The organism is Desulfitobacterium hafniense DCB-2 (assembly GCF_000021925.1).
Taxonomy (GTDB): Bacteria; Bacillota; Desulfitobacteriia; order Desulfitobacteriales; family Desulfitobacteriaceae; genus Desulfitobacterium; species Desulfitobacterium hafniense.
The window spans coordinates 2,444,810-2,458,765 of record NC_011830.1 but is presented as its reverse complement, the minus strand read 5'-3'; the positions used below and the strand labels follow the sequence as shown (position 1 = coordinate 2,458,765).

At 46.1% G+C, this 13,956-nt stretch carries 10 protein-coding genes; all 10 read right to left on the bottom strand.

Annotated elements, in window-relative coordinates; genetic code table 11:
• Window positions 1-59: 59 nt before the first annotated feature.
• The 10 genes from DHAF_RS11285 to DHAF_RS11240 all read right to left on the bottom strand — a co-directional run bounded on the left by DHAF_RS11285 (window position 60) and on the right by DHAF_RS11240 (window position 13,506).
• Window positions 60-368: a hypothetical protein gene (locus DHAF_RS11285; RefSeq protein ID WP_015943956.1), complete on the bottom strand. Its 309-nt coding sequence runs from the start codon at window positions 366-368 to the stop codon at window positions 60-62.
• 308 nt (window positions 369-676) lie between these two features.
• Window positions 677-2,317 carry a LysM peptidoglycan-binding domain-containing protein gene (locus DHAF_RS11280; RefSeq protein WP_015943955.1) on the bottom strand — a complete coding sequence of 547 codons (1,641 nt, stop codon included), beginning with the start codon at window positions 2,315-2,317 and terminating at the stop codon, window positions 677-679.
• Between the two features lie 110 nt (window positions 2,318-2,427).
• Window positions 2,428-3,852: a DUF4179 domain-containing protein gene (locus DHAF_RS11275; protein ID WP_011459558.1), complete on the bottom strand. Its 1,425-nt coding sequence runs from the start codon at window positions 3,850-3,852 to the stop codon at window positions 2,428-2,430.
• Window positions 3,839-4,354 (bottom strand): sigma-70 family RNA polymerase sigma factor, encoded by a 516-nt coding sequence (locus tag DHAF_RS11270; protein ID WP_005814454.1) that lies wholly within the window; start codon window positions 4,352-4,354, stop codon window positions 3,839-3,841. The genes DHAF_RS11275 and DHAF_RS11270 overlap by 14 nt, the downstream gene beginning before the upstream one ends.
• Window positions 4,355-4,611: 257 nt before the next feature.
• Entirely contained in the window at window positions 4,612-5,925 is a 1,314-nt protein-coding gene (brnQ, locus tag DHAF_RS11265) for a branched-chain amino acid transport system II carrier protein (protein WP_011459557.1), read from the bottom strand.
• A 180-nt stretch (window positions 5,926-6,105) separates the two neighbouring features.
• On the bottom strand, window positions 6,106-6,462 hold the full coding sequence (locus DHAF_RS11260) for an arsenate reductase family protein (protein ID WP_011459556.1): 357 nt from the start codon (window positions 6,460-6,462) through the stop codon (window positions 6,106-6,108).
• A 97-nt stretch (window positions 6,463-6,559) separates the two neighbouring features.
• The gene (locus tag DHAF_RS11255) at window positions 6,560-8,821 is read right to left on the bottom strand and encodes a HelD family protein (protein WP_011459555.1); all 2,262 of its coding nucleotides are present in this window, start codon (window positions 8,819-8,821) and stop codon (window positions 6,560-6,562) included.
• 311 nt (window positions 8,822-9,132) lie between these two features.
• The gene (locus DHAF_RS11250) at window positions 9,133-10,032 is read right to left on the bottom strand and encodes a YitT family protein (RefSeq protein ID WP_011459554.1); all 900 of its coding nucleotides are present in this window, start codon (window positions 10,030-10,032) and stop codon (window positions 9,133-9,135) included.
• Window positions 10,033-10,217: 185 nt separating this feature from the next.
• Complete coding sequence (locus DHAF_RS11245) at window positions 10,218-10,988, bottom strand: ADP-ribosylglycohydrolase family protein (protein WP_005814443.1); 771 nt, start codon at window positions 10,986-10,988, stop codon at window positions 10,218-10,220.
• A gap of 55 nt (window positions 10,989-11,043) precedes the next feature.
• Window positions 11,044-13,506, bottom strand: coding sequence for an ATP-binding cassette domain-containing protein (locus DHAF_RS11240; protein WP_005814441.1), 2,463 nt, complete (start codon window positions 13,504-13,506; stop codon window positions 11,044-11,046).
• Between the last annotated feature and the right edge of the window lie 450 nt (window positions 13,507-13,956).

The following is a 13,956-nucleotide window of genomic DNA, read 5'->3' as shown; positions in this document are numbered from 1 at the left end:
AAAGCCCCTCAAGATATCAAACATATCCTGAGGGGCTTCGTTATAATAGATAACCGAATTCACTTGGGCAGCCGAATTCTCGTCCTGACTAATCCGGCGAACTCGCCGTCTACTGTATAGCTGCTATAGGTAATAATCATTCCCACAGCAGTTTTCGTAAATTCTTTCATCGCTCCGGCTTTAAACTGAGCGAGGAATTCACTAATCTTCTCTCTGTTCTCGGACCGATGACAATCCACCACTTCCAGGCCAATAACCGGCTTATTATAGAACTCTTCTTCGAAATGGTTGGCCCAGATCACTTTAAAGTCTGCATCGGTAACCAACAGGCCTGCGGAGCTTTCATGGAAAGCCTGCTCTAAATTCATCCTCATCCTCCTCTTCATGGACTTTGTCTCTTTAATCCTCTCTGCTCATCATTTCTTTGCTCTTTTCTGCTTATACCCGAATTTCCAAATTTCGAAATTTACTTTATATTTATTCTCTCTGGGTCAGCTTATTTCCTTTTAATCTTTTCTTTTTGTGTCAGAATTCTTATCCACCCTCTGCCGCTGCCTTTTTCAGGATAGGGCCGCCAGTTGGGCGGACAGCGCCATAAATTGCCAAAAGAGAGTGATTTACCCGAAGGTAGATTCACTCTCTTTAAAGCAGTCTTTCTATGCACTATTTAAAAACTTCAGTTAGGGATTACCAGCTTTTGCCCTTCAAAAATCAGGTTGGGGCTCTTTAATCTTTCTTGATTGGCTTCATAGATTTTGGTATAGAGGGAACTGTCACCGTAGATTTGTTTAGCTATGCTCCCTAAAGTATCCCCTGCTTTTACTGTATAGACTTGCTTTACGTTCTCCGCAGGCAATGGTGCAAGCAGTCCTTCAGCCGGAAGAGTCAGGACCATTCCTGCATCCAGCCGGTTGCCATTCTTCTTAAAAGCTGCCAAATTGGCTTGGTAGATGCCGGCATGCTGTTCATAGCTTCCGTAGTGATTAAGCGCGATCGTCGCTAATGTATCGCCCGGCTGCACTGTATAATCCGTAGGTGCGGATGCCGCTGCAACGGACTCCTCAGAAGAATTGGCTGCCGGTGGAACAGGTTCCGGGCCGGGTTCCGGAGCAGGTTCTTGAATAACTTCCTCAACGCCTACCTCAACGTTCTCCAGCGCAGACAAAGAGGCCTCCATAAATTCAAAGTAGTCGAAAGAGTTCTCCGTGCTTAATTCCGGAATTTGGATATCAAGAGGTTGATTGATATTGGAATTCTCTGCCTTATAGTTAATGATAAAATTCAGGATGCCGCTGACTTCTGTTGATTCCTCATCTTCACTGGGAATATTCAACAAGCCTGCCATTTGGGCCAAATCAATCTGCAGATCAAAGCTTCCTTCAGTCTGGGTAATGTAACCATCGGAAATGGTGTAGATCAATTGAATACCGCTCTCTCCGACCAGAGTTACATCCTGCAGGGAGTCTAAGATCGCATTGAACTGGCTTAAAGCCTCTGCAGAGCTTTCCGAGTCGCCAAACATCTCTTCAGCATCCAGGGCACCTTCGAAAGAGGAGGCCCCGCCGCTCAGATCGAGAACAGCTTGGAAATAATCATTCAAAAAGCCTTGGGCTTCTTTATCTTGGGCAAAATTATTGACAGTGTAGCTTAACAAAGCTTTAAATGCTTTGTCATCAAGGTGAATGGCGTATTTCTGGATGGAAGGATCCTGAACGGGCACACTGACGACCTCCAGGCCAGGGTTAAAACGGTCAGCATAACTTATCAAAAAGTCCGTCCACTTGGTTTGAAAGTTCACACTGAAGTCCATCAGCTTGGTCATATCCATCGGAGCTAATTCTGAGCTGCTCGTATTGGCAAGGTCCATAACCATATACTCTTTGCTCATGTACTCAGGCGGCAAGGATGCTTTAGCCATGAGGGGCATTTGAATGATCTCCAAAAACTTAGGCTGATCTCCTGTGAGATCCATGTCGATCCAGAGGGGCATCTTCATCTCCAGTCCCGGCATACTGAAATTCATATCTGCCTGGGATTGAACCATGGTTTGCTTTTCATTGGTTTTGGTCTTAAGATTAAGTTCAATCTTTGTGTCATTGAGCATCGCCGCCACTTGATCGACTTGCTCCTGAATCATGGGGTCCAGTCCTGTACCCTTGAGTTCCATAGACAGTGTCATATGCTGTTGTATGGAATTGACCTTTTGCATCTTCATTGAGGCATCGAAGATGGCTTTTTGGTTTGCTGTACATCCTGTTAAGACAAGGATTGCTATCAATAGGATAGCTATAGCAAAGCGTTTCTTGTTAATTTTCATTAATTCCTCCCCTTTCCAAAAAAGTAATTTCACTATAAGTTATATAATTCTACTTCCCCTTTTATTTCTCCTCCCCAAAAAACAACGAATATTAATGAACTTAGATTAATTTAACGTTGAGGAAGAGGAATACGGATTGGCTCTTCCAGGATAAGCAGCGGGGATGATACTCTTTGCAAGATGATCCGGCCGGACTCGGGATAGTCTACAGTTATGTGCGTTTCCATCCAGGAATTTTGGGATGAAGAAGTGCCCATGTTTTTCAGTGTATAGGTGTTCCCTTGCTCATCCTGATAATCGAAAGCGAAGGCACCGAAGGCTTCCTCTCCCATGACTTTGGTGGCAAACACCAGGTTAGCTTTTTCTTCTCCTTTGATCACTTCTTTAAGCTCCATGCCCTCAATCGCCGGGGTGATGGTTTTCTTCTCCAGGTCCACCGTAATAAATTCCTCTTCTTTATCCAGCAAACGCAGGCCCCGAATCCAAAGCTCCTGTTCCTTGGGCTTGTCAAAATAATCCGATTCGATAAAAACCGTCATGCCGCTGTAATCTTCTTTATATATGGCACTGATCCCCTGACTGCCTCTCAGTACGCTTTCCCCTTCTTCTGCTACAGTCAAATCCAAACCTTTGACCCAGGATGTATTCTCATCAGCAAAGGCAAAGGACACTTCCGTTCCTGTCGGGTACACCCTCATCTCTTCCAGAGTGATGCTCTGACCACGGATGCTGAGCTGCTCATGAAATTCCGATACGATGGGCTCAGCAAATTCATTAAATTTGACTTCAAAGGTAAAACTCCCTATTTCTTGCATCTGGTGTTCATAAGCATCCTCGGCAAATTCCCCTACAGGAGCTTCGCTCTTTTCACGGGGGAGGTTTTCCAACTCCAAAAGCACATCAAAAGAGATCTGTTCAGGCAGCTCACCTTCAGGAAAGTGATAGCGCTGCATGATAAAGCCATGATTTTCTTCCCTTCCCTCTGGAGACAAACTGGAGGTGGTATAGGCAAAACCTTCAAGTTTCTCTCCTGTTCTGCCCTCCCTCATCTCCTTAAGATAGATATGGGCCCACTCATCAGCAGCCAGCTCAAAATCATCGGGAAGCTGAAAAAAGAGCACCAAATTCTTGGCATCGGCCAGCACATAAGGCAGGCCTAATCCCTTATCCCCATCCCAGGCGGTCAGATCAACCTCCTGAATATATTCATTTTCTATCGCTCTGCTCAGGCTCTTATCAAACTGGATATACTCAATCAGTTGGCCGATCACAGGAAGCCTAGAAAGTGTCTGGGCAAAAGCCCCATTGGTGTTGACCAAAAAGACGAACACCAGTGCCGCGGCAACGGTCGAGAGGGAACTGTAAATTGCTCTCTTTCTTCTCTTTTTCCTCTTATTCAGCCCGATTCTGTTCTCCAGCCGCTCTTCTACAAAGTCCAAGCCCTCAGGTTCAGCATGAGCTTCTGCCAGCAAAGCCTCCCAGCCTTGCCCACCATTAAGGCTGTTCTTTGACATATCTTGATTATCCTCTGTCATACTGCTCTCCCCCCTCCTGATCGCTCAGTTCCACTCTTAGGAGTCTTAGGGCCTTTCGTGTACGGGTGGCTACCGTCCCCTCCGGAATTCCCAAAAGTGCAGCCGTATCGGCAATGGTATAGCCACCGAAGTAACGCAGCACGATGACCTTTCTGAGGTCTTCAGACAGTCCTTGTATAGCCATCTTGAGCGATAATGTGCCTTCTGGAAAAGATTGCCCTTGCTCCGGCAGAGCTTCCATGATCACTTCCCGCTTTCCCATTCTCAACAGCCGATAGCATTCATTGATGAGAATTCGGGTCAGCCATGTCTTGAAAAAAACGGGTTCCCGCAACTCTTTTCTATGAACATAGCCTAAATAGACAGCTTCATCCACTGCCTCCAAGGCCTTGTCTGCATCGCCGAGATAGCCGAAAGCAAGGCGATACATTGTGCTTTTATACTCTGTGACCAAAGCCACATAGGTCTTTTTATCGACTCCCTTGGTGCCAAATATCCCCATGTCCGCCCCCCTTCCTATCTATTAGAGAAACTCACCCGGGTTTTTCATTGCCATGATCATTAAAATTTTTCATAAAGAAAACCCGGCTTCGCCGATCTTTAAGCCTATACTCACAAAAGAGGCGAAGTCGCTGGTTGCCCTTATGCTTAGAAAGTATATAGCGCAAGCTTATACTTTCTGACAGTGTAAAGAAAACAGAACCCTTAAAAAGAGTTCTGCTTTACCTGAGAATTTCCCTGTTGTTAAACATTAGTTGTCTAGGCCTTGACGGATTTATTGGCAGTAAAGACTACACTTAAAACTAAGGTGAGTACAGCGGGGACCAGCCACCCCAAACCTAAATGATAGAAAGGCAGCAGATTCAGTCCATCCCGGATAAAGGCGAGATTAATCCCCAGGGATGCTCCCAAATCATAGAGAGTATCAAGGATGACGAAGAGTACAATAATGCCCGTTGTCCATACATAAACTGCCCGCTTGCCTTTATAGAAGTTATGAAGAAGAGCAAGCATAATCAGCACAATAATGATCGGATAGACGAACTCCAAGAGCGGTACGGATATCTTCAGAATGTTAGCTAAGCCCATATTCGCCAAAATAAAGCTGACCAAAGTGGTAATGATTGCTACGGTATTATAGCTTACCCGGTTATGGGTTAAACGGCTGAAATATTCTCCGCAGCTGGCCACCAGTCCAATCGCCGTAGTGAGACAGGCCAGAGCCATCACGACACCAATAACCGTCCGGCCCAGGACCCCTAACAGGGATTCACTGACAAAGATCAGCATCTGCCCATGATTGGTACCGGTAAATAAGGTTCCCGTCGTAGCTCCGATATATGCTAAGCCAATGTAGATAAAGCCCAGGCCCGCTGCCGCAATCATCCCTGCTATGATAGTGATTCTGGCGATTTGATTGTTATCGGTAACCCCTTTATCTTTGATCCCTTTAACAATGATCATACCAAAAATCACCGAGGCGATAGCATCCATGGTATTGTAACCTTCTAAAAACCCTTGGGAAAAGGGATTGGTATAGCTGCTTTGAGCCATCGTTCCTAAAGGATGGGTGACTCCGACATAAATGATCAGGGTTAAAAAAACCAGCATAAAGGGAGTAAGTATTTTACCCACACTATCAAGAATTTTCGCCGGCCTTAGGACAAAAAATAAGACAATGATAAAAAAGACAACCGATGTCAGCAATAAAGCCAGCTGAGGATGGATGGACTGGGTCACAGGAGCAATCGCTACTTCATAAGTTGTGGCGGCGGTCCTGGGAATAGCCAGAAGGGGGCCGATACAGAGAACAGAAATCGTCGTGATCATTTTACTGAAGGCAGGGTGAACCCGATTAGCGAGCAATTCCAAATCCCCGCCGGCTTTCGCCACCGCAGTTACTCCTAAAAAAGGTAAGCCAACTCCTGTAGCAATAAAACCCAATAAAGCCCAGGAAAGCTGATCTCCACTTTGCAAACCAAGCATAGGCGGAAAAATTAGGTTGCCTGCCCCAAAAAACATAGCTAAGAGTGCGAATCCTGTAATTAAAATGTCCTTGCTGGAAAGCTTCATTATTTCGCTCCTTATTGTAGTATTGGTTGGAATTCTAATATTTATATTATTTTCAAAAACTATTATAGAATAGCATTCACCCCAAAGTGATGTCAACCATGATTTGTCATTCATACTCTGTGCAAAAAACAAACCCAGTATCCCCGATTAATCAGGATACTGAGTTTGTCAGTGCCGGCCTTATGATTTGTTTAATCTCTCTTCCCATTCAGCTTCTTTAAAACCTGTCAGAACAAAATCCTCCCCCAGCAAAAGGGGGCGTTTCACCAGCATTCCATCTGTAGCCAGAAGCTTTAACTGCTCTTCTTCAGTCATCTTAGGCAGCTTATCCTTGAGATTTAAGCTCTTATACTGTTGACCGCTGGTGTTAAAGAAACGTTTCAAGGGCAACCCGCTAAGTTTATACCATGTTTGCAGTTCCGCAAAGGTTGGATTATCTCCTTTGATATCCCTGACTTCAAAGGAATGCTCTTTTTCCTCTAACCATTTCCGTGCTTTTTGACACGTCGTGCATCTGGAGTAGCATATAAATTGCATTCTTTCCCTCCTTACTGTCGTAACTATTTTAGGCGCTGCCAAGTGTTGGTTACTTATTATACAACAAATCTTGGTCCAAACCACACCAAAACAAAATTTAATGCGCACTGAACCGCAGGAAAGGGCTTTTTTCACCCACTGCATAAAGCTGCAAACGATGCAGAGCCCTGGTGCAGGCGATATAGAGCAGCCGTTTGTCCAGTTCGCTTTGGTAATTCTGCGCATCCGCTCCATGAATCAACGCACAATCAAATTCCAGCCCTTTTGCTCCATAGGCCGGGATGATTAAAACTCCTTTCTCCATTTCCCCTTCCCGGGGATGAACCAGACTAACTTTGATTTTCTGATGAAGCTTTTTGTAGATCTCCTGACAGTCCGCAAAGGTCTTGCCGATCACGGCAATTGTTTCAAAGCCTTCTTCCTGAAAAGCCGCGATGTCCCGAAGCATTTTTCCCGTCATCTCCTGCAGGTTGGCGGCGAGCTTTACTTCCGGCTCCGGGCCGTGTCGTTCAAAAGGAAAACCACCTCTGCTTTCTCCATAAATCCTCTGGGCAAAGGCGCTGATTTCGAAGGTTGAGCGATAACCTTTGGTTAAGGTAAGCTTAAGGGTATGGGGGCAGGCGAAGATTTCCTTAACTTGGTCATAGGCTGCCTCATCTCCAGTGCGCTCAATGGTTTGGGCTACATCCCCCAGGATAGTGAAGTGAGCGTTCGGGAACAAAAGCTTAAACACTTGGTACTGCAGGGGGCTATAGTCTTGAGCTTCATCGATCACCACTTGCCGTATATCCGAGTAATGTTCACCCTCCAGCCTCAGCTTAAGATAGAACAAAGCTGCGCTGTCTTCATAACTAAGCTCTCCTTTAGCTATATCTTCAAGGGTTCCCTCCAATAGCTCCTCAATCCCCTCAGGAAGTTCCAAGCCCTGGGCCAGTTTGCCAAAAAGCCGGCGGTCTTTCAATAAGCGCTCATAAACCCCTTGGTAATCCACCTCGGTAAAGCTATGAATCTTTTCCATTAAAGCATGAGCCTCCCTTAAGGCCAGGAGCCGGGCATAGGGTTTGATCTCCAGCAAATGCTCTGGATTTACAGCCACAAGGCGGGTCAAGGCAGCTCTGCGCTTCTTCTGCAAAGGATGAATCCGCTCCCATAGAGTCTTCTCGATGCGTTTCAGCTGCTTGGTCATAGGTATACCGATTTTGTTATTCAAAAAGCGGCTTTTAATCAGCTGTTTGGACTCGATTAATTGGCCGTGATAATAGACATCCTCAAACTGGATAAGCCGATGACCATAATGATAAATCAAGCGTTCCAGGATCTTCAAGAAAGACCGGGACCCTTTGAACATGATGTTTTTTTCCTTACGGCTGCCCAGTGGTGTGTTCTGCCGGTTCAGCAGAAGCTCCAGCTGTTGATCCCTTGTCTCCACTCTAAATCTCCCCGGAAAGACTCTGCCGGTTAAATCGTCGAAAGTAGCCTGGAGCACATTCTCTTCCCCTAATTCAGGAAGCACTGTGGAAATGTACTGGCAGAACACATCATTGGGAGAGATGATCAGGATATTATTGGAACGGAGGCGGGAGTTAAAGCCCTCATACATTAAATAAGCAATGCGATGCAAAGCGATGGAGGTTTTGCCGCTGCCGGCCACCCCTTGCACGATCAGCACTTCATTTGACCTATCCCGGATAATCTCATCCTGTTCCTTTTGCAGTGTTTCCACGATTTGCCGCATCGTGGGCGAAGAATTCCTGCCCAGAATCTCCTGGAGAGCGTCATCCGTAATGCGGAGATTGCTGTCAAAAAAATACTTCAACTGGGAGTGCCTAATCTTATACTGCCTTTTTAAGGAAACCTCACCTATTATTTCTCCCTGCGGGGCTTGGTACCTGGCCTCACCCAACTCATAGCGGTAAAAAATGCTGGAGATGGGTGCCCGCCAATCGTATACCCGGACATCCTGAGTGCGGGCATCAATAACATTATAAAGACCGATATAGATCTTCTCCTGATCATATCCTTCTTCCTGAAAATCAAAACGTCCAAAATAGGGAGAGCCCAGGATTTTTTTATAGCGCTCCACTCTCCTGGCGGTATGGGTATACTTTTCTGTCTGGTTTTTAACCACCGCAAGGTATTGATTCATTTCAGTCAGCCGGGCAAAATCCCTGGAATAGTGAACAGTATCCTCATACATTTCTTTACGAAAGGCTATCAGCTCTTCCTTGCTTAATGCCGCATTCTTCAGTTCTTCCTCCATCTGCTGGTTGACTAAATCCAGGACTTCCGACAGATAATGCTGCTCCTCTTCTGCTTGGCCCCCCTCCTGGTTGCCCTGGCCTTTGATATCGTCCTGCATCAGAATTCCTCCTCTGTCTAGTAACCATGGTGTATTGCTTCAACACTTTTCATTAAATGTTTATCTTGACATTCTTCTCAAGCCATGATATGATATATGTGAGATTGATTTATAATGTTATATTTGTGCCTATCTTTTTATTATACACTAAAGTCCTCATATCGTAAACACTGTTTGTTATATTTTTTTACAATATACAATAAAAGACTTAGTGGTCAGAGAACCGTTCCCTGATCACTAAGTCTTTCTTATTATCCTTTTAACACACAAGGCCGCTTGGACCTCCGTGCAGCTTATTGCCAATCTTAAGATTAATGGATATCCCTTTTCTTGAACCTCCCACCTTTGACTTCTCCCACATCTGAGATAATCACAAAGGCAGAAGGATCGATTTCTCTGATAATATCTTTCATTTTAGCTTCTTCCAGCCGGGTAAAAACACAGAAAATGATATTCTTATCGTCTCCGGTGAAGGAGCCCTCTCCTCTTAAATAGGTCACTCCACGGCCTAATCTTTGCGCAATGGTTTCGGCAATGATTTGATTGCATTCACTGATGATATAAACGGACTTCATATCTTCAAAGCCTTTAACCACGATATCGATGGTCTTAAAAGCAATATAGTAGGTCAACATGGAATATAAGGCGTTTTCCAGGCCATAGACAAAGGCAGCCACGGAGAAAATAATAACATTGATAATCATGATAATCTCGCCTACCGAGAAAGGAAGTTTTTTCTCGATAAGAATGGCCAACGTCTCCGTTCCATCGAGAACTCCGCCGTTACGGATAACCAAGCCGACTCCAAAGCCCAGCATCAAACCGCCGAAAACCACAGCTAGAATCTCATCATGTACTACAGGAGCCAAATCATGCATGAGGAAGGTTGACACAGCCAAAGTGAGAATTCCGTAAAGCATGCTCACCGCAAAGGTCTTGCCAATTTGTTTATACCCCAGGAAAAAGAAGGGTAAGTTAAGCAGAAATAAAAATACCCCGAGCTTGATGGGGGTTAAATGGGAAAGCATCATGGAGACTCCGGTAACTCCTCCATCAATAATATGATTAGGAATCAATATCCCCTCAAGGCCAAAAGCCATTGCAACCGCTCCGAAGGTTATAAAAAACGCCCTCTTCACGAGGCTTCTTATTTTCATCTTTTGATGATTTCTTGTTAAACAGGCTTGAACTACAACTTCTTCTTCAACCAATATGCATTCCTCCACTTTTTTTATACATTTTTTACCATTGAGCTTTAACAATTAATTTTATCTTATCTGAATAGAATTAGGCAAGATTTTTATATATAATTTTTTATCCTTGCTTAGAGTTATCTTTTCTGAGGCAACAAAATAAGCCATCCTGAGCTCAGGATGGCTTATGGACCAGTGAAGGGCTAATCTTGAGCAACTTCATAAAAGCTGTTCAATAAGGCCTGGAGCGGATCATCCAGATAAGTTAAGGCCTGCTTTTTAATCTCCTCAGGAACATGACCATAATAGGCTTCTGCCAAGGCTCCCGTTATGCAAGCGATGGTATCACTATCCCCGCCGATGGATATGGCATTTCTTATGGCATCTTCAAAGTTCTCAGACTCCAGGAAGGCCCGGATAGCCTGGGGTACACTGCCTTGGCAAGAGACATCAAAAGTATACCCCTTCCTGATCTTCGCTAAGGGTTCATTCAGATTATAACCGAACTCCTGCTCAACCGTCTCTTTCAGCTTACTTTTTGTTTCTCCATGCTTAGCAAGAAATACAGCCGCTGCCGTGGCCTGAGCTCCCTTGATTCCTTCGGGATGACTATGGGTGACTTCGGCGCTCTGCTTGGCTGCCGCCAGCACTTCATCCAGTGTTTTATAGTAAAAGCCGATGGGGCTGACCCGCATAGCGGAACCATTGCCCCAACTGTTATAGGGCTCATTCTGACCGGACTCGGCCCAGGCTTTAAAACTCCGCCCATATCCCGCCTGGGGATACCGCTGAAACCAGGCCCGATAGGCTTCCCCGAAAGGCAGCTTATGGATAAGTGCATCCATGGTGGCCATGGTCAATACAGTATCATCCGTAAACCGTGAGCGGGAGGAAAACAGCGGAAAGTCCTTACTCTTTATATTCGCGAACTCATAGACCGAGCCAATGATATCGCCAACGACAGCTCCGAGCATTTTCCTCACACCCCTTCAGTTTTTCATCGTTCCAGTGAAGCTGAACTTGGTTTCCTCAAAGAAACCTTCCCGTAACTGAATCCGGCTCACTTTTTATCTGTTCAGGTGTTCCAACCGCCATGACCCTGCCCCCTTTGTGGCCCCCTTCGGGACCGAGGTCGATAATCCAATCAGAGGCCTGCATGACTTGTTGGTTATGTTCCACCACAATGACTGTGCTCCCGGCATCCACCATCCGGTTCAGCAGAGCCAGAAAGTTCTCTACATCCAGGGGATGGAGTCCTGTCGTGGGTTCATCAATGAGATAGAGATTGGTCTTTCCCTCGTTGCCGATCAGTTCCTTAGCCAGCTTGAGGCGTTGCCCTTCACCGCCGGATAAAGTAGTCAGAGTCTGCCCCAGCTCAAGATAGCCTAAGCCCACTTCTTCAAGCAACTCCAGGACTTTAGTAATCCGTGGATGCAGGGCGAAGACTGCCAAGGCCTCTTCCACGGACATGCCCAGGACATCTTTGATACTGTGTCCCTGATACTTTACTGAAAGCACCTCATCCTGAAACTGGTCGCCATGACAGACCGGGCAGGAAACCTCCAGATCCTCAAAAAACAACATATTGCTGACCACATAACCCAGCCCTTCGCAATTCTCACAGCGCCCTCCCCGGCTATTGAAGGAGAAGTGCCTGGGGGTAATCCCTTTCCTTCTCGCCTCACTCAGATTGCCAAAAATCTTCCGGATTTCTGTGTAGACACCGGAATAGGTGGCCACATTAGAGCGTTTCATCCGGGTAACGGGAGATTGCTCTACGGTGATAATCTGCTCAAATAGTTCAGTACCCGCGACATGATTGCGCTTCATGGGATCCCCTTGACTTCTGTACTTTCCTTTGGCTAAGACCTCAAACACCAAGGTGGATTTTCCAGAGCCTGAAACACCGGTCACACTTATCAAGCACCCTACCGGGAATCTTACATTGATGTTCTTAAGATTATAAAGATCGCCATGCTGGACTTCGATAAACTCCCCCGTTCCCTTGCGGTAAGAGCGGGCTTCCCGTACAGGCCGGTTAAGATAAAGGCCGGTAACGGACCTGCCTTGCTCTTTAAGTTCATCAATACTGCCCTGGCCGACAATCTCGCCGCCAAGTTTCCCGGCACCCGGACCTATATCAACAATGAAATCTGCGGCACTCATCACATCCATATCATGCTCAATAACGATGACGGTATTGCCTAAATCCCTTAGCTCCTTAAGAATCTGGATGATCCCCTGGGTATCCTGGGGATGAAGACCGATCGTGGGTTCATCCATAATATAGATAATCCCGGTCAAGGTGGAGTCTAAGGTTGCCGCCAATTTAATTCTTTGGGCTTCCCCGCCGGATAAGGTCATGGTTTGGCGGTCCAGAGATAAATAGCCCAGCCCCACCTTGATAATCCTCCGTATCTTTGTTTTCAAATCATTAAGATAGGATGCCACCAGATCCTGATGGGTGCCGGTTACCGAGTCCTCCAGCTTGATCAGCCAATCCTGCAGCTCCTCCAAAGATAAAGAAGCCAGTTCCGGTAAACGGGTTCCCAATACGGTCACACTGCGGCTTAACCCGTTCAAGCGTTCCCCCGCGCAATCCGGGCAGATTTGTTCGGCAAAGTAAGCAGATAACCCTCTCGGGTCACCGCTTTTTTCCGCGATACGCCGCCACAAAACGGGATAGATTCCTTCGAATCTTCCTCCCCCCACCGTTTTGGGCGCCTGGATATCCGGGAAAAACTCCTTCACTTGGTCGCTGTCCACGCCGTAAAAGAGAATGGCTTTTTGCACATTAGTAAATTCCCTCACCGGGGTGTCCGGTTCAATAGGAACGCCATAATGCTGAAAGGCATTGTAGAGAACTGAGATTTGGTAGTCCTTATATTTTTGCTCCCAAAAATCGACAGCTCCAGCTTCCAACGACAGCTTTTCATTGACGACATTATCTTTATTGACCTGGAGTATCTTCCCTAAGCCTTGACAGGTAGGGCAAGCTCCTTCCCGGGTGTTATATGAAAAATAAGTCCGGGTCAGTTTGTCCATTTTATGGCCGCAATGATTGCAGTACATATAGACTTTAAACTCATCTTCCCTCTTCTCCAGTTCCTCCTGGCATTGATCCGCCCTGATGTCTCTGTGGCAATGAGGACAGGTCCGTTGACTGAGCTTCTCATAAATCATCCGCAGTTCGGTGTAGATATTGGTTACCGTACCCACTGTGGAACGAGGATTTTTGCGGTATTCATTTTGAGTGATGCGTACGGCTGGAGAAGCATTGCGCAACTCATCCAGCTTCGGTTTATGTATCCCTTGGTACCCGATGGCCTCCAGATACTGTCTCTGACACTCTTGGTAGAGGACATCGATGGCCAGGGTTGTTTTTCCTGAACCCGACAAGCCTGTAAAAATCACCAGTTTATTTCTCGGTAGGGTTAAAGAAATATCCTTAAGATTCCCTTCTCTAACCCCATGCAAAAAAATATCTGCCATTTGAACCACCCCCTTCTCTATAATACCCTATCTGGGGAATTCTAGATAGGAATTGGCATAAATTGCATCTTGATGGCAATGGCTTTGTGGTGAGAAGACGAAAGTTATATCTCCAGGATTTTGATTTACACCGGTCGCTCCATAAGCTGCGCGGACAAAACTAACGCGAAAAGCCCGCCGCTCCGAAAGGTGCCCGCCCAAATCGCTCCTGCTCAATGGGCGGTTGGAAACGTCCTGTTTCCAACCTTTCTCCGCTGCGTGCTTTTCGCGAAGTTTTGTTTCTGCTCGCTTAAATTCGCTTCCCTCGTGTAAATCAAAATCCTTGGGCCGCTTCCTGGGTCTGTGCATGCAAGGCTTTGGGGGAACTTCAGGGGAAGTTGTCTGAATTTAAGCAGCTTTTTCCGTCTTTACCGACGCCGCTGGAGCGGCATAGTCGGCGATCCTCAAGAG

What these genes read in the sequence shown, in the direction of transcription:
- DHAF_RS11240 (WP_005814441.1), bottom strand. Translation starts at nt 13,506, where the DNA reads ATGGCAGATATTTTTTTGCATGGGGTTAGAGAAGGGAATCTTAAGGAT.
- DHAF_RS11245 (WP_005814443.1), bottom strand. Translation starts at nt 10,988, where the DNA reads ATGCTCGGAGCTGTCGTTGGCGATATCATTGGCTCGGTCTATGAGTTC.
- DHAF_RS11275 (WP_011459558.1), bottom strand. Translation starts at nt 3,852, where the DNA reads ATGACAGAGGATAATCAAGATATGTCAAAGAACAGCCTTAATGGTGGG.
- DHAF_RS11255 (WP_011459555.1), bottom strand. Translation starts at nt 8,821, where the DNA reads ATGCAGGACGATATCAAAGGCCAGGGCAACCAGGAGGGGGGCCAAGCA.
- DHAF_RS11260 (WP_011459556.1), bottom strand. Translation starts at nt 6,462, where the DNA reads ATGCAATTTATATGCTACTCCAGATGCACGACGTGTCAAAAAGCACGG.
- DHAF_RS11285 (WP_015943956.1), bottom strand. Translation starts at nt 368, where the DNA reads ATGAATTTAGAGCAGGCTTTCCATGAAAGCTCCGCAGGCCTGTTGGTT.
- DHAF_RS11270 (WP_005814454.1), bottom strand. Translation starts at nt 4,354, where the DNA reads ATGGGGATATTTGGCACCAAGGGAGTCGATAAAAAGACCTATGTGGCT.
- brnQ (WP_011459557.1), bottom strand. Translation starts at nt 5,925, where the DNA reads ATGAAGCTTTCCAGCAAGGACATTTTAATTACAGGATTCGCACTCTTA.
- DHAF_RS11280 (WP_015943955.1), bottom strand. Translation starts at nt 2,317, where the DNA reads ATGAAAATTAACAAGAAACGCTTTGCTATAGCTATCCTATTGATAGCA.